Genomic DNA, 19,070 nt, shown 5'->3' with positions numbered 1-19,070 from the left:
TCGCTCCTGATCAGGTGTCCGGTCGGCGCTGACGCAGGACGAATTAGTTAGCAGCAGGAACCATCCTACGGTTCTTCTGACGCGCTTCAGAAGCCTCGGGCCGGTGCCTCTGCTCACACGCGGCCCGCCTGCGGCGCGCAACCGAACGCGTCTGCCCGGTGTCCCTGTCCGCAGGGGAGATCACACCCGGGGGAAGACGAGATGAAGGCTCATTCGTGGCTGGACGCCGCGCCGGCGCCGACCAGCGACCGCCCGTTCACGGTGCGGCGCTCCAGCGCCATCGAGGTGACGGCGACCGCGAGACCGGCGACGGCGAGCAGCGCGCCGATCCAGTTCGGGGCGGTGTAGCCGAGCCCGCGTTCGATCGCGAGACCGCCGAGCCACGCACCACCGGCGTTGCCCAGGTTGAAGGCGGCGATGTTGGCCGCCGACGCGAGCGCGGGCGCGCCCCCGGCGGTCTGCATCACCCGCATCTGCAACGGCGGCACGGTGGCGAACCCGGCGGCACCGAACAGCACGATGGTGACCGCGGCGGCCCACTGCGAGTGCGCGGTGAACACGAACGCCGTCAGCACAGCGGCCAGCGCGACCAGGATGACCACCAGGCTCTTCAGCACCGACCGGTCCGCAGCCCGGCCGCCCAGCAGGTTGCCCGCGAACAGGCCGACGCCGAACAGCACCAGCAGCCACGTCACGGCACCGGAGGAGAACCCGGCCACCGACGTCATCATCGGTGCGATGTAGGTGAACGACGCGAACACGCCCGCGAACCCGAGCGCGGTCATCAGCAGCGCCAGCCAGACCTGCGGGTTGCGGAACACGGCCAGCTCACCGCGCAGGTCACCCGCCCGCGCCTGCTGCCGGGGCACCAGGAACGCGATCCCGAGCAGCCCGACCACGCCCAGCGCGGTGACCGCCCAGAACGTCGAGCGCCAGCCCAGCTCCTGCCCCAGCGCGGTGCCCAGCGGCACCCCCAGCACGTTCGCGACGGTCAGACCGGTGAACATCAACGCGATGGCGCTCGCCCTTCGGTGCGGTGCGACGAGGTCGGCGGCCACCACCGAGCCGACGCCGAAGAACGCGCCGTGCGCCAGCGCCGCCACCACCCGGCCGCTCATCAGCGCGCCGTAGCTCCCGGCCACCGCGGACAGCAGGTTGCCCGCGATGAACAGGACCATCAGCCCCAGCAGCATCTTCTTGCGCGGCAACCGGCCGCCCAGCACGGTCAGCAGCGGGGCGCCGACCACCACGCCGAGCGCGTAGCCGGAGATCAGCAGGCCCGCGGAGGGGATGGAGACGCCCAGGTCACCCGCCACCTCGGGCAGCAGCCCCATGATGACGAACTCGGTGGTGCCGATGGCGAAGGCGCTGATCGCGAGCGCGAGCAGAGCGACAGGCATGTCACACAGTCCTTGAAGTCGTAGGTTGTCCGCGTCAGCAATAGTTGCATACGCGGGCAATTGCAGGCGACTTCTGAACCGGTGAAGCCCATCACGCGACAAGGCCGGCCCTTGCGCGGGGACCGGCCTCGTCAGAGATGAGTTCAGATGCGCGGCACCTCGTTGAGCGTCCGGCCGTTCAGCGGCTGCACGGGACGGGCGTCACCCGCCGGGAACAGCGCCTGGAACCGGGCGATCGACGCGGCCGACACGGTCTGCTCGGCCGTGAGGTACCACTCGACGCCCTCGGTGAACGGCGCCGTGGTGAGCGAACCGGTGTAGTGCAGCGTGTGGTGGCTCGCGGGGAGCAACCGGTTGAGGTCGATCGGTGAGATGTCCACCGGCTCACCGCACTCCGGCGACAACGCCGACAGGACGGTGTCGACGGCCGAGCGTCCACCGGCCCGCAGCGGGACGCCGACGACGAGCAGCCTGCCCTCGGCACTGCGGTGCACCAGGTGCATCTCCAGCGGGTAGCGCCGGCCGGAGAACTGGTGCTCCGACGGCGTGTGGAAGTGGAACTGCACGAGGTCGTACCTCGTACCGGCGACGGTGACGTGACCGGCACCCGGCTCGACCCCCGCCTCCTCGGTCTCCTCGTGGTCGCGGACCGCACAGCCGTCCGCCTCGTCCGCGTCCTTGCGGACGTACTTCAACTCCAGCGCGGAGTGCCCGTAGGTCACGTCGAGCTTGGGCGCGTGCGGGTCGAGCCGGATCGCGCCGGGCGTGACGTTGACGGGACTCTGCCTCGGTGTCCCCGACTCGGCCGGGCCCGCCGCGAAGAACGACGTGGCGAGCACCAGCGACAGGAGAGCCGGAAGGGACCGTTTCAGGTTCATCGCGCCACAATTCACCCGATCGAGTGAAATGAGGAAGTGGAGTGTGTTCGCGCTCTCATTGAGACGTCTTTCGTTTTGGCGCAAAAATCGGACTTAACCCCCAATACGGGAGCATAACCGCAGGTGAACCGCTTCAGAAAGGCGCGGCAAACAATACAAAAGTCGGAATTCAAGAACTTCGGAGCTCCCGTTTACGGGCGCCCGTTTCGTTCCGATCGGGAGCAATTACCCAATGGTCACTATCGCCTACGACCGAACCAACGTCGACCGACTTTCTTTCAGTCAGCACTGAATCACTGAGCACATCGCTGTGAGCGAGGCGACCGGCTGGTCCCACCAGTACGCGCGCCGGGTCAGGGTGCGCTCTCGCGGGTGGCCGAGGCGTGCAGCGCGGGCACCACGTGCCGCAGCCGGTGCGGCGTGGCCGCACGCCATCAGTCCATCACCGGAACTCGTGCACCACTTCGATCTCGCCGACGATGTGCTCGTTGAACTCGGCCAGCTCCTCCGCGGGCACCCACAGCTCCAGGATCGTGCGCCCACCGGCCTGCTGCACCGGGTACCGCCGCAGGAAGCCGGTCTAGACGTGAAACCGGGTCACGTACCCGACCCCGCTGTGCGGCACGTTCCACTCGCGGGCGATCTTGACCGCGTACTCCTCGTTCAGCACGGGGTAGAAGATCGGCTGGTCGGGCAGGCGCGGCGGCCAGGCGCGCCAGCCGGACTCCCGGACGAGCTCCAGCTCCTCGGGTCCGGTCGGCCGCCACAGCGCAGTCGTGTTCACACCGGTGCGGCGGCACCGCGCCTCATCGGGTTCTCGGCAGGCGGACAGGTGTCCGCATCGTGCTCACCCCCACCGGGCACTACCCGCCGGCGCGGCAGTCGCCTGCCGGCCCCACCCGCAACCACCACGCGGCCAAGGCGCGCGCCTGTGCGGGAACACGGGTGTCGGCGTGCATCTCGCGGAGCAGGCACCGGTGCGCGTCCGTGCCGATGCTGTACACGAGACCGCGCAGGATGTCGTCGTCGAGCGGGGACGGCCGGTTCCGGAACAGCGCCGTCTGCGTCGCGACGATCGCCCGCCACACACCCTCGTCGAGCCGGCCGGGGCTGTGCGTGGAAGCCCATGCGGCGGCATGCCTGTTGCGGGCCGAGAGCGCGGGGTCGAGCAGCAGGGCGCGCACCAGGACGCGGTGGGTCGGCGCGCCCAGCTTGTTGAGCAGTCCCAAGCCCCGTTCGACCAGCAGCTCGTCGCGCAGGTCCCCTGCGGCGAGCCAGTCGGTGACCGCAGTGGCGAGCGGTTCCCGATAGGGCGTCGCGGTGATCAACGCGGTGGCGTAGAGCCGTGCGTCGGGGTTCTGGCGGAACATGGCCTCACCGACGAGCTCGGCCAGCACCTCGTCCACGCCGGGCTCCGCGGCCGCCGACCGGGCCTGGGCGGTGAGCGCGAGGTGGGCGCTGACCCGGTTGTCCACCACGGGCTCGGGGGTGTCGCGCAGTCGCAGCACGTGGCCGAGCTCCACGGCCATCGGGGTGACCAGCGGGTGGTCGTGCCCCTCGGCCAGCAGTGCGGTGGCCAGGTGCCGGAGCTCTGCGGTCTCGGTCACCGTGAAGTGCCCGCGCCGCACTTTGGCCACGGCCGCGAGCAACGCGCCGTGCAACGCCCGGACGCCGTCCGGGTCGCGCAGCTGGGCGAGCACGTACCGGCTCGCGCTCGGAAGAACGCTGTTGTCCAGCAACGAGATCGGCTCGATGCACACCGGCGTCGCCCGGTCGTCCGCCATGCCGGTGCAGATGTCGAGGGCGTGCGGTGCGCTCGCCCGGTGTTCGAGCAGTCGGCTCATGGCCTCCTGGCGGACGAGCCACTCCGTCTACTCCGCGATCACCAGTTCTCCCAGCAGGTTCTCGGCGATCGCGGCCCACAGGCGTGGCGGGTGCAGCAGCAGGTCCGGCCGGGCGGCGACCGCGCGGGTCAGGTCCCGCCAGTCCGTTCCCGCCATCGCGCCGGGGACGCACGCCCGGTCGAGGAGCTCGTTCAGTGCCGCGTCCGGCAGGTCACCACCTTCGGTGGTCGGCTGCTCGTCGTTCAGGAACCGGCGCGCTGCCTCGTTCGCCACGGTGAGCATCCGACCGGGAACCTGCAGAAGAGCTTCGTACCGGTGCAGGACCGTGCCGTCGGCGAAGGACTCGCCCTTCTCCCACCGGGTGATCTGCGACGGCGACAGCGCGCTTTTCCCGTCGGCGCGGAAAGCCCTGGCGAAGCTCCTCGCGGATCGGAACTCGTCCCGGCGGCCGAGAATTCTGTTCGTCCGCAGGAGCCACGCCTGTCTTCGTCGCGTGCGCCTACCGATCATTTCCGCAGTGTTGCACGGAAAATGCGTTCCACTCGGGGGAATCCGCCGGAAGACGCCGTGCCACCGGCCGGATCGCACCGGTGGCACGGCAGCGGCGAGATCAGCAGTGGCCCACCGACGGCTGGTGTGACACCACGCCCGAGCTCAGGTAGCCGACGTTCGCGCAGTAGGTCGCCTTGAACCACCGGTTGGACCCGAAACCGTTGGGACCACCGTCGATCCAGCAGTTGATGTCCACCCACTGGTCGTGGATCGTGACGATGAGTGCCGCGCCCAGGTTGGGGTCTTTGCGCAGGTTGCCCTCGTCGACGTACCCGCGCGCGGCGAGCGCCCCCGCGTCCGGGGTCGCCGACGCGACGCCCGCCGTGCCGCCGAGCAGTGCCGTCACCAGCAACGCCGAACCCAGCAGTTTTCCGATCATGTGTCCTCCCTCGTCCGGGCTTTGTCCGCCCGAGAACAAGTTATGAGGACCGCACGCCGGGAATGCCGACCGTTGCACGACAATTTCACCGTGCAACAGCAGCACTGGACAAAATCAAGTCACAAAGGCAAACAGAGGACAGATTCAGGACGTCACCTCAGCCGCGCATGCCCGCCGTCACCGGCTCGCCGAGCTCGTGTCCCAGCATCTCCTGCACCGCCAACGCGATCCGCTCCGACGGCGACCCGGTCCCGTACGGTGACGGGATCTCCCGCAGCGCCGCCCGGTGGGCCGGCACGTCGTCGAGCCACCGCAGCACCGACGTGCCGATGCGCGGACCCGGCGGCACGAGCGTGCCGAACGTGCCCTCGATCTCCGGGCGCTCGGTGCTGCGCCGCACCACGACCACGGGTCGCTTGAGGACGCTGACCTCCTCCTGGATGCCGCCCGAGTCCGACACGACGACCGCGGCGCCCTGGGCGAGGGCGAGGAACGCGCGGTACGGCTGCGGTTCCACGACGCGCAACGCGGGCAGCAGGCCGTCGAGGCCGAACGCGCCGATGCGCTGCGCGGTGCGCGGGTGCAGGGGCAGGACGACCGGCAGCGGCAGGCGACCCAGCTCGCGCAGGACGATCTCCAGGTTCGCGGCGTCGTCGACGTTCTCCGGGCGGTGGACCGTGGCCAGGACGTACCGGTCGCGCGTCACACCGGCGGTGGCCAGCGCGGTGCGCTCCTCCTCCGGTGACGGGAGTGCGTGGGCGAGGGCCTCGACGACGGTGTTGCCGGTGACGACGACCCGGCTGTCGGCCACGCCCTCGGCCAGCAGGTTGTGGCGGTTCAACGGGGTCGGGGCGCAGCACAGGTCGGAGAGGTGGTCGATGAGCACCCGGTTGTGCTCCTCGGGCATCGCGCGGTCGTAGCTGCGCAGGCCCGCCTCGACGTGCACCAGCGGCACGTCGCAGGCGTTGGCCGCCAACGCACCCGCCAGCGCGGAGGTCGTGTCGCCCTGCACCACCACGGCCGCGGGGCGCTGGCCGGCGAGCACCTCGTCGACGGCGGAGACCGCGCGGCCCAGCTGGTCACCGCGGCGCAGGCCGCCGAGGCACAGCTCGTGGAAGGCGCCCGGCTCCGGCACGTCCCGCCGGATCTGGGAGTACATCGAGCGGTCGTAGTGCTGACCGGTGTAGATCATGGTGCACGCGCTGCCGAGGTGGTCGACCAGTGGTGCCAGTTTGATCAGCTCTGGCCTGGTGCCGCACACGATCGTCACGGTGTTCGTTTCCCGCACGGCGGCAAAGTACTTCATCGATCTTGAAGAACTCGCCTCGTTCACCCGAAAGCGTTGCTTGGCGTATCGCTCGAAAGTGTTGCGGCACAGGGGTGTCTATTGTCGGCCCCCGTTCAGTGGCGTAACGCGTCTTCGCCGAAACCAACGGAGAGTCCTTCGTGTCCGGTCATCTGGCCCTTGCGGTGTCGACTGTGCTGTACGGGCTGGGGATAGTCGCCCAGACCGTCGCGGCGCGCAGGGCGGACCAGCGCGAGGGCACCGGCGTCGGGCTGCTCGCGCGGCTCGCCTCCGACCGCCTGTACCTGCTGGGGTTCACCGGTCAGGTGGGCGGGTTCCTGTTCGCGTTCCTGGCCCGCGCGGAGCTGCCGCTGTACCTGGTGCAGGCCGGGTCGTCGTGCGCGGTGGGGCTCGCGACGGTGATCGGCGTGCTGGCGCTGCGGTGGCGCATCAGGGCCGTGGAGGTCGCGGTGCTGGTGGTCATGGCGTGCGGCCTGCTGCTGCTCACGGGTGCGGCGGCGCCGTCGACGGCCCGCGAGCTCCCCCTGCTGCCCAGCGTCGTCGTGCTCGGGCTGCTCACGGTGGTGGTGCTGCCGCTGGCCCGCACGTGGAAGGCCGCGACGCCGGTGCTGGCCGGGCTCGCGTTCGCCGTGGTGGCGGTGGCGGCGCGGACCGTGGCCGGCAAGCCGGTGCTCGACGTGGTGCTGCACCCGTTGACGTGGGTGATGGTGCTGGCGGCGTTCGTGGGGCAGGCGTGCCTGGCGACGGCGTTGCAGCGCGGCTCGGCCACGTCCGCGGTGGCCTCGATGGACGCCACGACCGTGGTGCTCGGCTCCGTCGCCGGGCTCGCGCTCATGGGCGACCGGATCGCGCCGGGCCGGGAGTGGTGGGTCGGGCTTGGCGTGCTGCTGGTCGTCAGCGGTGTGCTGGTGCTCGGGTCCGCGGCACGCCCGGCGCCCGCGCTGGTCGGAGCCGAGCGGTGAAGCCCGTCGCCAGCGTGTCGCTGGACCTCGACAACCTCTGGGCGTACCTCAAGACCCACGGCGACCCGCGCTGGGAGCAGCGGCCCAGCTTCCTGCCCTCCGCGGTGCCCCGGCTGCTGGACGTCTTCGGCGAGCAGCGCCTGACCACCACCGTGTTCGTGGTCGGCGCGGACGCGGAACGCGAGGACGGCGCCGCGGCGGTCGCGGCGATCACGGCGGCGGGACACGAGGTCGCGAACCACTCCTTCCGGCACGAACCCTGGCTGCACCGCTACTCCCCCGCCGAGCTGGAGGCCGAGGTCGCGCGCGCGGAGGACGCGATCACGGCCGCCGGGGCACCGCGCCCGGTCGGCTTCCGCGGCCCCGGCTACAGCGTCACGCCGCAGCTGCTCGACCTGCTCGCCCGCCGCGGCTACCACTACGACGCGAGCGTGCTGCCCACGTGGATCGGACCGCTGGCGCGGGCGTACCACAACCGCACGGCGGGCTCGACCGACGGCGGCGCCGACCTGTTCGGCGGCTTCGGCCGGGTCAGGGCGCCGAACAAGGCCTACCGGTGGCGCGACGGGCTCGTCGAGCTGCCGGTGACGACGATGCCGTTGCTGCGCGTGCCGATCCACGGCGCGTACCTGTTGCAGCTGCACCAGCTCTCGCCACGGCTGGCGCGCGGTTACTTCCGCACCGCGCTGCGGTTGTGCCGTGCCCGCGGTGTGTCCCCGTCGTTGCTGCTGCACCCGACCGACGTGCTGACCGCCGCCGAGGCGCCGGGCATGGAGTTCTTCCCCGGCATGGCGGTGCCCGGCAGCGAGAAGGTCGCCCTGCTCGACTGGGTGCTGGCGTTGCTGCGCGAGCACTTCGACGTGGTCGGCACGGGTGAGCACGTCGCGCGCGTCGCGGCGACCGGGCTGCGGGAACGTGACCCGGTCGCATGCTGACCGTGCTGCTGCGGGTCCTGGCGTGCGGGACGGTGGCGCTCGCGCCGGTGGAGGGCTACCTGCTGCGGGTGCACGACCAGTCGGCCAAGGTGGTGCCCGCCGCGCTGATCGGCGTCTGGCTGGTCTCACTGGTGCGCGACCGGCGGCTGCCCGCACCGCACCCGCTGCACCTGCTGCTCGCGTTGCTGGCGGTGGTGCTGCTGGCGACGTCGGCGGTGCACGCGGCGGAGCCGTTCACGTTCGAGTACCTGGTGCGGTGGGCGCCTTTCCTGGTGGTCGCGGTGGTGCTCGCGGACGTCGCGGCGCGCGCGGTGCCGGTCAGGGAGCTGCTCGCCGCGGTCGTGGCCGGTGCGGTGGTGGCGGCGGCCGGCGGGCTGCTCAGCGTCGTGGGCGGCGAACTGCGGGCGACCGGGCCGCTGGAGGACCCCAACGACCTCGCGTTCTTCCTCGTGGCGGCGCTGCCGTTGCTGGTGGCGCTGCCGGCGGGGGGCCGGTTCCGGTTCGTGCCGCTCGTGCTGGGCGCGGTGCTCGCGGCCGGTGCGCTGGCGACGTTCTCCCGCGGTGGCGGCATCGCACTGGCCTGCGCGCTGGCATGGCTGGTGCTGCGGCGGGTGCTGCCGGTGCGCGCGGTCGTGGTCACCGCTGCCGTGACCGGCCTGGCGGCGCTGGTGTTCGCGCAGGTGGCGCACGCCGAGCTGGACCGGGCGTTGCAGGAGAAGAGCCACATCGCGGGCACGAACGCCGACACGCGGGTGCTGCGCTGGCAGGCGGCGGCGCGGATGCTCGCCGACGAGCCGGTGCTCGGCGTCGGACCCGGCGGGTTCCGCCAGCACTACGCGGCCGCGTCGCACAACGCGGAGATCGACGAGCAGACACCGGTGGCGCACAACCTCTTCCTCGAAGTGGCGGCCGAGCTGGGCCTGCCCGGGTTCGCGTTGCTCATCGCGGTGATCGCCGCCGGGTTCGTCGCGGCGGAACGCGCGGTACGGCTCGGCGCGGACCGGCGGCAGGTCGTGGCGGTGCAGGCGGCGCTGATCGCGGTGCTGGTCGCGTCGGTCTTCCTGTCCGAGCAGTACTACCTGCCGCTGTGGTCGCTGGTGGCGATCGCGGTGGCGCTGCACCAACGGGCTCGGGAGGGTCGATGCGCGTTCTCCACGTGATCAGCGAGATGGGCGCGGGCGGCGCGGAGGCGCTCGTGGCCGGGATGGCGGCGGCCGGACCGGACGTCGGCTGGGAGTCGGCGGTCGCGACCGCGGGCGGGTTCCGGGTGGCGGCGCTGTGCGACGCCGGTGTGCCGGTGTTCGACGTGCCACTGGCACGCCGGTCGGCGCTGGGCGTGGTGCGGGCGGCGTGGGCGGTCTCGGCGGCGGTGCGGCGGTTCCGGCCGGAGGTCGTGCTGGCGCACAACGTGTCCGCGAGCCTGGTGGCCCGGCTCGGTGCGCCGCGGACGCCGGTGGTGACGGTGTTCCACGGCGTGGCCGAGGCGGACGTCGCCGGTGCCGTGCGGGTGCTGCGGCGGGTGTCGGACCGGGTCGTCGCGGTGGCGGCGGCGTCGGCGGACCGGTTGCGCGCGGCCGGACTCGCCTCCGAGGTGGTCCCGAACGCGGTGTTCCCGTCGGCACCGGTCCACGACCGCGCCACCGTGCGCGCCGCGCTGGGCACCGCGCCGGACGTGCCGGTCGCCCTGTGCCCGGCCCGGCTGGAGCCGCAGAAGCGCCACGACGTGCTGCTCGACGCGTGGGCGTCGGTGGGCGGCGCGGCGGAGCTGTGGCTGGCCGGTGACGGCAGCCTGCGCGCCGAGCTGGAGGAGCACGCGGAGCGCGTCGGCGGCCGGGTGCGGTTCCTCGGCACCCGCACCGACGTGCGCGACCTGCTCGAAGCCGCCGACGTCACCGTGCTGACCAGCGACTGGGAGGGCATGCCGATCGCGCTGCTCGAGTCGCTGGCCGCGGGCCGGCCGGTGGTGGCGTCCGATGTGGACGGTGTGCGGGAGGTGCTGTCCGGCGGTGGCGGGGTCCTGGTGCCACGCCGCAGCCCGGCCGCGACCGCGAAGGCGCTGCGCGACCTGCTGCACTCCCCCCTCGCCCGCGAGGTCGCCACCGCGCGCGACGGGTCCGGTGACGCGCACGCGTTGATGAAGTCCTACGACGAGCTGCTTCGCACCGTGCTGGAGGCACGAAGAAGATGAGGGTTCCCCGAGCTGTTGTTGAAGGCGTGCTGGCCGCGGTCGTGGTCGGCGCACTCGTGTTCCTCGCCGTCGCCCTGCGCGACGGGGAGAGCGAGGGCAGGCTCGCCCTGCTCGCCACACCGTCCACTCCGGACAGCGCGCAGTTCGGCGAGGTCACCTCCCTGGCCACCCCCGCCGTCGTCCAGCTGGTCCGCAGCCCCTCCGTGCTGGACGCCGCGGCGCGCACGGCCGGTCTGCCCGCCGACCGCCTGGCCGGCGCGATCGCCGTCGAGCTGGTGCCCGCCTCCGGCGTCGTTCGCGTCTCGGTGCGCGCGGCGTCCCCGGAGCAGGCGGCGAAGGCGGTGTCGGCGGTCGCGCAGGCCGTGGTCGACGCGGACCTGCTGGCCCCCGCCGCCCGCTTCCGGCTGGTGGACCCGCGCCCGGAGACGACGGCGGTCACCCCGGACCTGCGGCTGGCCACGGGCCTGGCGCTGGTCGCCGCGGTGGTCGCGGGTGCCGCTGCGGCCGCGGTGCGGCGGTTGTGCGGGACCGGGAGCGTGGTGCGGCAGGTGCTCAGCACCGCCGGCGTGCGGCACCCGGTGGTGGTCGCGCACGACGGCGAGGCTGGTTTGACCGAACGTCTGACGGCGCTGTGCGTGGCGGCCGCACGGCCGGTGCGGGTGGTGCCGGTGGGCCCTGACCTGACCGCGCGCGCCGAGGAGCTGGCGCGGGCGTTGCCGGACAAGGCCTCCGAGCCCGCCGACGGCACGGCGGTGATCGCGGTGGCGGCGAACGACCGGATGCGCCGCGACGACCTCGCGACGGCGCTGGCGGTGCTGCCGGCGTCGGCCGTGGTGGTGGCGGTGGTGCTGGCGTGATGACGGTTCTGCGTCCGGGCCGCGCACCGGCCGTTCCGGCAGCCGGTGGTCGCGGCGCGGACCCGACGAAGCTGCCCGTGCACGCACCGGAGAACCCGGACGAGCCTCCCGGTCCCGGTGCGCGAGCGGGCCGGTTCGACACCCCTTCCACCACGGCGGTGCCCCAGTGATCACCACCACCAACCGGTCCGGCCTCGCCAAGACCGTCCTCGTCGCCCTGGTCGCACTGGCCGGCACAGCGAGCGCCGTCCGCGCACTCAGGCCCGCCTGGGAGGTCCCGCTCCCCACCGAGGCGAACCTGCCCGAAGAGCGCATGCAGGACTTCCGCGACGCGCTCTACTTCCCGATCCGGGAGTTCCTCGCCGGTGGCAACCCGTACGACCCGGCGGTGATGTTCGCGCACTGGCCGGTGCGGCAGAACTTCAACCTCTACCAGCCGTACCACCTGGTGCTGCACCTGCCGTTCGCGTTGCCGGACTACCGGGTCGGCGCGGTGGCGTTCGCGCTGGCGTGCCTGGTGCTGCTGGTCGGCCTCGCCGTCATGGCCGCCGGTCACGCCAGGCTCCCGCTGGTCGCGGGCACCGCGGTGGTCGCCACGCTGCTGGTCACGAGCCAGGTCGGCAAGGCGCAGATGTACGTCGGGCAGGTCAACCCGCTGATCGCCGTCGGCGCGGCCGGGGTGTTGCTGCTGCGCCGCTCCCACCCGTGCTGGGCCGCGGCGGCGCTCGCGCTGGCCTGGTTGAAGCCGCAGTTCGGGTTGCCGCTGGCACTGCTGGTGTTCGTGCGCGGGGACAGGAGGGTCGCGCTCACCGGTACCGCGGTCGCCGCCGCCGCCAGCCTTCCGGTCGCCACGCTCCTCGTGCTGCGGGACGGGCTCGGCGGGTTCCTCGACATCATCCAGCGCAACCTCGCGTGGGCCGGCAGCACCGGGTACGGCGCCGTCGACTCCGTGACAGCGCAGCGGATCGACCTGCCGGCGGTGTTCTTCCGCACCACGGGCTGGCTGCCGCCGGCGGCGGAGCTGGTCGCGCTCTGCGGGGTCCTCGCCGTCACGGCGGTGCTGGCGCGCAGGCTCGACCGGCGCGCGGACGGGGGTGCGGCAGCGGACGTGCTGACGTGCCTGGGGGTCGTCGTCGCACTGGTGCACCAGCCCGGTGACGTGCTCATCGCGGTTCCCGCGCTCGTCGCGCTCGCGGTCGTGTGCTGGCGGCGCAGGCAGGAGGCGCACTGGCGGTGGGCAGGGGCCGCGGCGCTGCTGCTCGCCGTGCCGTTCGCGCACCTGCACTTCGTCGACACCGCGGTCAAGGCCGCGCTCGGGGCACGGGCCGCCGTCACGCTCGACGGGGTCGCGGTGGTGGCCGCGTGGCTGGTGCTCGCGGTGTTCGCGGTCAGGCACACCCGGCGCGCGGCATGACCGACGTGGCGGTGCGGGGCTCGCTGTGGCTCTTCGCGGTCAACCTGGTGAGCAAGAGCAGCCAGGTCGTCGTCACGCTGGCGCTGGCGCTGTTCTTCAGCGAGGCGGAGCTGGGTGCGGTCGCGCTGGTCGTGTCGGTCGTCAACGTCGGCCAGGTGGTCCAGTCGATGGGCGTCTACGACATCATCAGCCGCACCGGACGCGACCCGCTCCTGACCGCGGGCACGGTGCTGACGATGAGCGTCGCGGCCGGGGCCGTCCTCGCCGTCACCGTCGTCGCCGCAGCCGACCCGATCGCCCGTGCGCTCGGCGCTCCGGAGGCGACCGGGATGCTGCGGCTCGCGGCGCTCACGCTGCCGTTCACGGCTGCGGGCGGTGTGCAGATGGCGTTGATGCACCGCGACCTCGACTTCCGCCGCCGCATGCTGCCGGACGCGGGGAGCATGCTGCTGGGCGCCGCGGTGACGGTCGCGCTGGCGGCACGGGGCACCGGGCCGAGCGCGTTCGTCCTCGGCCTGCTGTGCACCGCCGTCGCGCAACCCGTCCTCGCGGCCGTCGCCGGTGCCCGCATCCGGCCGGTCTGGGACGGCGCGGCGGCACGGGAGGCCGCGGGCTGGCTGGCGGTCGTGGGGCCCGGCGCGCTGATCGCCGTGCTGCTCGTCAACGTCGACTACCTCGCGATCGGGCACGTACTCGGTCAGGAGGCGGTCGGCGGGTACTCGCTCGCGTTCCGGATCGCCTGGGTGCCCTACATCGTGGTCGCGGTCGTGCTCGGCGGGGTGCTGTTCCCGATCTGCGCCGCGAAGGTCCGGAGTGGACGGTCCGGTGAGCTGCCGGAGGAGCTGCACCGGTTCACGACGGCGACGCTGGTGGTCACCGGCGGCCTCTACGTCGTGGTCGCCCTGAGCGCCGACGCGATCACGCTGCTCGGTGCGCAGTGGGCGGACGCCGCCGCGATCCTCGTCCTGCTCTGCGGCTACGGCCTCGGCCTCGGCCTGCTGCACGTCTGGTACCAGGTGGTCAGGGCCGCCGGGCACGCCCGCCAGTACCTCGCCCTCGAAGCCGCCCACCTCGGCACGCTGGTGACCGCGCTGGTCTTCACCACCCCGCACGGCCCGCAGGCCGTCGCCGTCACCCAGGTCGCCACGGTGTGGCTGCTGGTCCCCGCGACGTGGCTGGTGCTGCACCGCAACGGCCTCGCGGCCCCGCTCCCCCGGCTGGCCCGCACGGCCGCCGCGGTCGTCGCCGGCGCGCTCGTGAGCTTCGCGCTCAGCACCGTCCTGCCGGCCCCGGCGAGCGTCGCGGGCCTCGCCGCCACCGCCACCGCGCTGCTCGCCGGCTACTGCGCGGTGGTGCTGCCGTTGACCCGCACCGTCCTCATCGGACTCAAGGAGCGCACGTGAAGGTCGTCCACGTGACGCAGCCGGTCGAGGCCGGGGTCGCCGCCGTGGTGCTGGAGCTCGCCCGCGCCCAGCGCGACCGCGGCTGGGACGTCGGGATCGCCTGTCCCCCAGCCGGTTGGCTGGCCGACCAAGCCCACGCACACGGCATCCCGGTCCACTCGTGGCAGGCGACGCGACTGCCGGGTCCCGGTACCGCGCGGGAGCTGGTGTCCCTGCGCCGCACGCTCAACCGGCTCCGGCCGGACGCCGTCCACCTGCACAGCTCCAAGGCCGGGCTGGCCAGGCTGGTGCTGCGCGGCCGCGTCCCCACGCTGTTCCAGCCGCACCTGTGGTCCTTCCAGGTCGCCGGCGGGCTGCTGCGCACCGCGTGCCGCCGCTGGGAGGGGCTGGCGTCGCGCTGGACGGACCTCCTCGTCTGCGTCAGCGACGACGAGCTCGCCGCCGGTCGTGCCGCCGGGGTCACCGCACCGGCCGAGGTCGTGTGCAACGGCGTCGACACGCGGCGGCTGCACCCGCGCCACCACGACCACGACGTCCCGACCGCCGTGTGCGTCGGGCGCATCGCCCACCAGAAGGGGCAGGACCTGCTGCTGCGGGCCTGGCCGGAGGTGCTGCGGTCCGTTCCGGACGCCCGGTTGCTGCTCGTCGGCGACGGCCCGATGGCCGCCGGTCTGCGGGCCGCGCACCACCACCCGTCGGTGCACTGGCACGGCCACCGCGCCGTGGTCGCCGACTTCTACACCGAGGCTGACGTCGTCGTACTGCCCTCCCGTGCCGAGGGCATGGCCCTGGTGCCGCTGGAGGCCATGGCCTGCGGGCGTTCCGTCGTCGCGTTCGACGTCGAGGGTGTGCGGCAGAGCCTCGGTGACGCCGGGGAGGTCGTGCCCGCCGGGGACGTGGACGCACTGGCGCACGCGATTGCCCTGCGCCTCACCGACCGCGAGCTCGCCGCCGCGGAGGGGAAACGCGGCCGGGTCCGCGCCGAGAACCTGTTCGACCGCGAGCGCATGACCGACCGGATCGTGACGCTCACCGAGAAGCTGCTGTCCGGGAGAGGACGAGGATGACACGGATCGCCTACCTGCTCACACAGGACAGCGGTGGCCCGGTGGACGTGACGGTCCGGCTGGCCGCCGCGCTCGCCGGGTCCGGTGACGCGGAGGTCAGGGTGTTCGGACCGCGACCGCGGCGCGGCGCCGAGCTGGTCGACCCGCACTTCGAGGAGATCCTGGTCCCCAGCAAGGGGGACGTGCGCGCCGCACGGCAGGCGCGCGCCGCGATCAAGGCGTGGCGGCCGGACGTGGTGCACGCGCAGGACCGGCGGTCCGGGCTGGTGAGCGCGGGCCTCGCGACGGCGGGCACCAAGATCGTGCACACCTACCACGGGGTGCCCGACGACGTGGACGAGTCGTGGTTCCGGTGCGTGCGGGGCTCGACGCCGCCGTCGCACTACACCCGCGCCGTGCTCGCCGGTGACGCCGCGGTCGCGCGGGTCGTGCACCGGACGGTGGTGCCGGCCAGGGAGATGGGCCGGTTCCTGCGCGAACGCCTGTACGTGCCACCGCACCGCATGACCCACATCGACAACTGCGTCGACGTCGGTGAGGCGCACCCGCCGACGGCACCGGTGCGCAGGCTGATCTTCGTGGGGCTGCTGGTGGAGCGCAAGGGGCTGCTGACCCTGCTCGACGCGCTGGAGACCACCATGCCCGCCGACGCCACGCTCACGGTCGTCGGCGACGGTCCACAACGGACCCAGGCGGAGGGCCGGGTGACCCGGCGGGGGTTGCAGGACCGGGTGCGGTTCCTCGGTTTCCGCACGGACGTCCCCGACCTGCTGCGCGAGCACGACGCGCTGGTGCTGCCGTCCACGATGGAGCAGCAGCCGCTCGTCGTCGCCGAGGCGATGGCCGCGGGCAAGCCGGTGGTGGCCACGGACACCGGTGGTGTGGCGGACATGCTGGGCATCCCCGCCGTCGAGTGCCCGCGTCCCGGTGACGTGACCGCGTTGCAGCAGCGGCTCACCGAGCTGTTCGCCGACCCGGAGCCCGGCCGCACCGGCCAGGCCCTGGCCGCCAGGGCGCGCGAGCGGTTCACCGCCGAGGTGTGCGCCCGCCGCCACCTGGAGCTCTACCGCGGGCTCACCGCTTCTGCGCGTTGACGTAGACCGCCGCGTCCGCCGGAGGCAGGTCGATCTCCGGCGGCACCGGCTCGCCCCGCAGCGTCGCGAGGCCCTGCGGCGGGGTCATCCGCACCGCGGCCTTGGTCGGGTTCACCGCCACCCAGCCGTTGCTGAACCGGCGGGTCCACGCCCCGCTGGGCAACCGGTTCGCCGCTTCGACCGCCTCCCCCAGCCGCGCGTCCTGGTAGATCGACCAGTACGGGCTCTTGTAGCTGGGATCGGCCTGCGTCCAGCACGTGTGCGGGCTCGCGAGCAACGCGGCCGAGGCGTACCCGACGCGTTCCTCCTGGTCCGACTTCGTGTGCGTGATCAGCAGCAGCCACGACTCGCCGAGCGCGGCCTGGGCGCGCTGCTCCTTGAACTGGTTGCCCTTGAACGTGATCAGCTCGCCGGCGCCGTTGTCGCCGCGCAGGCCGAAGTTCTCCTCCATCGCACCGGCGTACCGGGAGTGCGCCGACCAGCGGCCGGGCGTCAGCTGCGACTCCGAGACGTTGGGCACCAGCATCTTCCCCGACTTCTCCAGCGCGGTGCCGGCGAGGTCGAGCAGACCGTCCAGGCCCTCGCGCAGCAACCGGTCAGTGGCCGCGGTGTCGGCCGTGCCCGCGATCACCGCGGGCGAGTAGTACCGCAGCGAGCTGAAGTCGTTGTCGGCCAGCACGCCGTCCCAGCCCTCGCGGGTCACCTCGGCGACGACCGCGTTCACCCAGGCCTGCTGGTACTCCCTGTTCCACACCGCCATCTGCCAGTGCTTGGGGTACCCGGCCCACTCGATGCGCTTGCCCGCCGTGTCGACCGCGAACCACGCGGGGTGCTGCTGCTGGGCGGCGTAGTACCCGATGCCGGTGGGCAGGTACTTGGAGTCGCGGTCGCCCTCCACCGCGCCGGGGTAGTTGCGGGTGCTGGCGAAGTCCTTGTAGACCAGCACCTTGATCTTCGGGTTGAGGTCGTGGAGGCGGCGCATGGCCGAGGTCTCCCACGCGTTGAGCACCACGACGTCGTAGTGCTTGGCCGCCTCGCGGATCTCCCAGGCGGCCGGCGAGTCGCCGATGCCGTACCACCAGGCGCACGGCGCGACCGGTTTCGGCGGCGGGCCGGTCGTGATCGGGTCGCTCGCCGCGGTCACCGAACAGGCCGTCGAGAACAGCACCAGCACAAGTGCGGTGAATCGGCGCATCAGCGATTTTTCCGGCAACACAACTCACCCGCCGTCATCAGTAGAATCCTCAGGTCGAGCCACAGCGACCAATTCGCGATGTAGTAGTTGTCGTATCGAGACCTGTCGGCGATCGAGGTGTCACCCCTCAACCCGTGAACCTGGGCAAGACCGGTGAGACCGGTCGGGACGCGGTGGCGCGCCCAATATAGCTCGTGAATGGCGGAGAACTCGCGAACGAAACCGGGACGCTCCGGGCGCGGCCCCACGACGCACATGTCGCCGCGCAGGACGTTCCACAGCTGGGGCAGCTCGTCGAGCGAGGTGCGGCGCAGGAACCGGCCGACCGGCCCGACCCGGGAGTCGCCCTCGACGGACCAGCGGACCTGGGAGTCGTCCTCACCGGACTGGCGGACGCTGCGGATCTTGTAGAGGACGAACGTCCGGTCGTCCATCCCCACCCTGACCTGCCGGAAGAACAGCGGGCGACCGCTTTCGACCAGCACGGCGAGCGCGCACAGGCCGATCACCGGGGACAGCACGACGAGCGCCACCGCGGCCAGCACGAGGTCGAGGACGCGCTTGACCCACCAGGTCGGGCGCCTGGTCGGGGACGTGCCCAGCCGCATCAGCGGGTAGCTGCGCAGCCGCTCGATGCCGGGGCCGTCGGGGTGCAGCTCGTACATCCGCGGCACCACGAGCGTGGAGCAGCCCAGCCGGTGGGCGGTGATGGCGGCCTCGACCAGGCGGGACTCGCGGGTGTGCGAGAACGCGAGGACGACCGTGCCCGCCCGCAGCCGCACGACGGCCTCCGCGAGGTCGCCGTCGATCACCTCCAGCGGCGGTCGCTGCTGGTCGGGGTCGGGACCCGCGTCGGCGAACGCGACCGGGCGCAGGCCGAACTGGGGGTGCTCCAGCATGGTCCTGGCGAGGTTCACGCCGACCGAGCCCGCGCCGACGATGATCGTGCGGTCGCAGCGGTCGAACCGCCGCCGGCACCACCGGCCGAACGCGAACACGCACCACCGCACCGGCTCGATGACCAGCGCGTACGTCATCATCGCCCACTGCGCGGCGCTGACGTCGGCCGCCGGTGCGGCACCGAGCAGACCGGCGCAGGTGAGCAGCGCGAAGGCCAGTGCCGTGCTCGCGGCGGAGCGGGGCAGGTCCTGCAGCCACGACAGCCACAGCCGCCTGCGGTAGAGCCGCCAGCCCGCCCTGATGCCCAGCACGGTCGCCGCGATGGCGGCGGTCCAGCGCCAGTCGACGCCGCGGTGCACGCACACCGCCGCCAGTGCCGTGCTGTCGGCCAGCACGAGCAGCACGGCCACCGCGTTCACCCGGCTGAGCAGGTCCCGCGAGCGGCGGCAGGGCGTTGCGGCCCGCCCCAGGGGCGGCCTTCCACGGTCAGCCGGCCGGACCTCGTCCGCCTGCGGTGGTGCGGCGGGAACGGCCACCGCCGAGAGTCGCCTCATGGAAGATCATCCGATCGATGGAGAGTGGACGGCACAGCGACACGAAAGAGTTAACGAGGGGCTTAAGTTCAGCTCTTCGGGTATCAAATTTCCCTCTTCGGTGTGCTGAGCGAATGCAATTGGTGAGCTTTCGGCGTACTAC

19 protein-coding genes are annotated in these 19,070 nt (G+C 72.6%); 10 read left to right on the top strand and 9 right to left on the bottom strand.

What is annotated here, in order from left to right; genetic code table 11:
- Positions 1–209: 209 nt before the first annotated feature.
- The 7 genes from ACZ7CH_RS07850 to wecB all read right to left on the bottom strand — a co-directional run bounded on the left by ACZ7CH_RS07850 (position 210) and on the right by wecB (position 6,341).
- Positions 210–1,400, bottom strand: coding sequence for an MFS transporter (locus ACZ7CH_RS07850; RefSeq protein WP_360387592.1), 1,191 nt, complete (start codon positions 1,398–1,400; stop codon positions 210–212).
- 143 nt (positions 1,401–1,543) lie between these two features.
- Positions 1,544–2,278 carry a carbonic anhydrase family protein gene (locus ACZ7CH_RS07845; RefSeq protein WP_470373395.1) on the bottom strand — a complete coding sequence of 245 codons (735 nt, stop codon included), beginning with the start codon at positions 2,276–2,278 and terminating at the stop codon, positions 1,544–1,546.
- Positions 2,279–2,858: 580 nt separating this feature from the next.
- Positions 2,859–3,062, bottom strand: coding sequence for a hypothetical protein (locus ACZ7CH_RS07840; RefSeq protein ID WP_470368510.1), 204 nt, complete (start codon positions 3,060–3,062; stop codon positions 2,859–2,861).
- 79 nt (positions 3,063–3,141) lie between these two features.
- Complete coding sequence (locus ACZ7CH_RS07835; RefSeq protein WP_470373394.1) at positions 3,142–4,122, bottom strand: hypothetical protein; 981 nt, start codon at positions 4,120–4,122, stop codon at positions 3,142–3,144.
- Positions 4,123–4,149: 27 nt separating this feature from the next.
- Positions 4,150–4,632, bottom strand: coding sequence for a hypothetical protein (locus ACZ7CH_RS07830; protein WP_470373393.1), 483 nt, complete (start codon positions 4,630–4,632; stop codon positions 4,150–4,152).
- A 100-nt stretch (positions 4,633–4,732) separates the two neighbouring features.
- Complete coding sequence (locus ACZ7CH_RS07825) at positions 4,733–5,053, bottom strand: hypothetical protein (protein WP_360387580.1); 321 nt, start codon at positions 5,051–5,053, stop codon at positions 4,733–4,735.
- A gap of 157 nt (positions 5,054–5,210) precedes the next feature.
- A complete protein-coding gene (wecB, locus tag ACZ7CH_RS07820) occupies positions 5,211–6,341 on the bottom strand; it encodes a non-hydrolyzing UDP-N-acetylglucosamine 2-epimerase (RefSeq protein WP_470373392.1) in 1,131 nt (376 codons plus the stop codon).
- 158 nt (positions 6,342–6,499) lie between these two features.
- On the opposite strand from wecB, the gene ACZ7CH_RS07815 reads away from it, so the two are divergent.
- The 10 genes from ACZ7CH_RS07815 to ACZ7CH_RS07770 are packed head-to-tail and all read left to right on the top strand — an operon-like array spanning position 6,500 to position 16,279.
- A complete protein-coding gene (locus tag ACZ7CH_RS07815) occupies positions 6,500–7,321 on the top strand; it encodes a hypothetical protein (protein WP_360387574.1) in 822 nt (273 codons plus the stop codon).
- Positions 7,318–8,256, top strand: coding sequence for a polysaccharide deacetylase family protein (locus ACZ7CH_RS07810; RefSeq protein ID WP_470373391.1), 939 nt, complete (start codon positions 7,318–7,320; stop codon positions 8,254–8,256). Before ACZ7CH_RS07815 ends, ACZ7CH_RS07810 begins: the two co-directional genes overlap by 4 nt.
- Positions 8,250–9,416 carry an O-antigen ligase family protein gene (locus ACZ7CH_RS07805; protein ID WP_470373390.1) on the top strand — a complete coding sequence of 389 codons (1,167 nt, stop codon included), beginning with the start codon at positions 8,250–8,252 and terminating at the stop codon, positions 9,414–9,416. Before ACZ7CH_RS07810 ends, ACZ7CH_RS07805 begins: the two co-directional genes overlap by 7 nt.
- Positions 9,398–10,444 carry a glycosyltransferase gene (locus ACZ7CH_RS07800; protein WP_470373389.1) on the top strand — a complete coding sequence of 349 codons (1,047 nt, stop codon included), beginning with the start codon at positions 9,398–9,400 and terminating at the stop codon, positions 10,442–10,444. The genes ACZ7CH_RS07805 and ACZ7CH_RS07800 overlap by 19 nt, the downstream gene beginning before the upstream one ends.
- Positions 10,441–11,301 (top strand): hypothetical protein, encoded by an 861-nt coding sequence (locus tag ACZ7CH_RS07795; protein ID WP_470373388.1) that lies wholly within the window; start codon positions 10,441–10,443, stop codon positions 11,299–11,301. The genes ACZ7CH_RS07800 and ACZ7CH_RS07795 overlap by 4 nt, the downstream gene beginning before the upstream one ends.
- Entirely contained in the window at positions 11,301–11,471 is a 171-nt protein-coding gene (locus ACZ7CH_RS07790) for a hypothetical protein (protein ID WP_360387559.1), read from the top strand. Before ACZ7CH_RS07795 ends, ACZ7CH_RS07790 begins: the two co-directional genes overlap by 1 nt.
- Positions 11,468–12,715 (top strand): glycosyltransferase family 87 protein, encoded by a 1,248-nt coding sequence (locus tag ACZ7CH_RS07785; protein ID WP_470373387.1) that lies wholly within the window; start codon positions 11,468–11,470, stop codon positions 12,713–12,715. Before ACZ7CH_RS07790 ends, ACZ7CH_RS07785 begins: the two co-directional genes overlap by 4 nt.
- Entirely contained in the window at positions 12,664–14,118 is a 1,455-nt protein-coding gene (locus tag ACZ7CH_RS07780; protein WP_470373386.1) for an oligosaccharide flippase family protein, read from the top strand. Before ACZ7CH_RS07785 ends, ACZ7CH_RS07780 begins: the two co-directional genes overlap by 52 nt.
- Positions 14,115–15,185: a glycosyltransferase gene (locus ACZ7CH_RS07775; RefSeq protein ID WP_470373385.1), complete on the top strand. Its 1,071-nt coding sequence runs from the start codon at positions 14,115–14,117 to the stop codon at positions 15,183–15,185. Before ACZ7CH_RS07780 ends, ACZ7CH_RS07775 begins: the two co-directional genes overlap by 4 nt.
- Positions 15,182–16,279, top strand: a complete 1,098-nt coding sequence (locus ACZ7CH_RS07770; RefSeq protein ID WP_360387547.1) for a glycosyltransferase family 4 protein — start codon at positions 15,182–15,184, stop codon at positions 16,277–16,279. Before ACZ7CH_RS07775 ends, ACZ7CH_RS07770 begins: the two co-directional genes overlap by 4 nt.
- On the opposite strand, the gene ACZ7CH_RS07765 is transcribed toward ACZ7CH_RS07770, so the two are convergent.
- Positions 16,260–17,474: a putative glycoside hydrolase family 15 protein gene (locus tag ACZ7CH_RS07765; protein WP_360387545.1), complete on the bottom strand. Its 1,215-nt coding sequence runs from the start codon at positions 17,472–17,474 to the stop codon at positions 16,260–16,262. The two genes, ACZ7CH_RS07770 and ACZ7CH_RS07765, sit on opposite strands and share 20 nt — an antisense overlap.
- Complete coding sequence (locus ACZ7CH_RS07760) at positions 17,474–18,928, bottom strand: sugar transferase (RefSeq protein ID WP_470373384.1); 1,455 nt, start codon at positions 18,926–18,928, stop codon at positions 17,474–17,476. The genes ACZ7CH_RS07765 and ACZ7CH_RS07760 overlap by 1 nt, the downstream gene beginning before the upstream one ends.
- Positions 18,929–19,070: the final 142 nt, after the last annotated feature.

Source organism: Lentzea sp. NPDC037011, from assembly GCF_055607425.1.
Note: the sequence above shows the minus strand (reverse complement) of the source record. Positions and strands in the feature narration are given on the sequence as shown.

Bases quoted from the DNA above. Each gene is read 5' to 3' on its own strand.
- ACZ7CH_RS07805 (WP_470373390.1), top strand. From the start codon at position 8,250: ATGCTGACCGTGCTGCTGCGGGTCCTGGCGTGCGGGACGGTGGCGCTC.
- ACZ7CH_RS07795 (WP_470373388.1), top strand. From the start codon at position 10,441: ATGAGGGTTCCCCGAGCTGTTGTTGAAGGCGTGCTGGCCGCGGTCGTG.
- ACZ7CH_RS07830 (WP_470373393.1), bottom strand. From the start codon at position 4,632: ATGATCGGTAGGCGCACGCGACGAAGACAGGCGTGGCTCCTGCGGACG.
- ACZ7CH_RS07800 (WP_470373389.1), top strand. From the start codon at position 9,398: ATGCGCGTTCTCCACGTGATCAGCGAGATGGGCGCGGGCGGCGCGGAG.
- ACZ7CH_RS07760 (WP_470373384.1), bottom strand. From the start codon at position 18,928: ATGAGGCGACTCTCGGCGGTGGCCGTTCCCGCCGCACCACCGCAGGCG.
- ACZ7CH_RS07845 (WP_470373395.1), bottom strand. From the start codon at position 2,278: ATGAACCTGAAACGGTCCCTTCCGGCTCTCCTGTCGCTGGTGCTCGCC.
- ACZ7CH_RS07835 (WP_470373394.1), bottom strand. From the start codon at position 4,122: ATGAGCCGACTGCTCGAACACCGGGCGAGCGCACCGCACGCCCTCGAC.
- ACZ7CH_RS07825 (WP_360387580.1), bottom strand. From the start codon at position 5,053: ATGATCGGAAAACTGCTGGGTTCGGCGTTGCTGGTGACGGCACTGCTC.
- ACZ7CH_RS07790 (WP_360387559.1), top strand. From the start codon at position 11,301: ATGACGGTTCTGCGTCCGGGCCGCGCACCGGCCGTTCCGGCAGCCGGT.
- ACZ7CH_RS07770 (WP_360387547.1), top strand. From the start codon at position 15,182: ATGACACGGATCGCCTACCTGCTCACACAGGACAGCGGTGGCCCGGTG.
- ACZ7CH_RS07765 (WP_360387545.1), bottom strand. From the start codon at position 17,474: ATGCGCCGATTCACCGCACTTGTGCTGGTGCTGTTCTCGACGGCCTGT.
- ACZ7CH_RS07850 (WP_360387592.1), bottom strand. From the start codon at position 1,400: ATGCCTGTCGCTCTGCTCGCGCTCGCGATCAGCGCCTTCGCCATCGGC.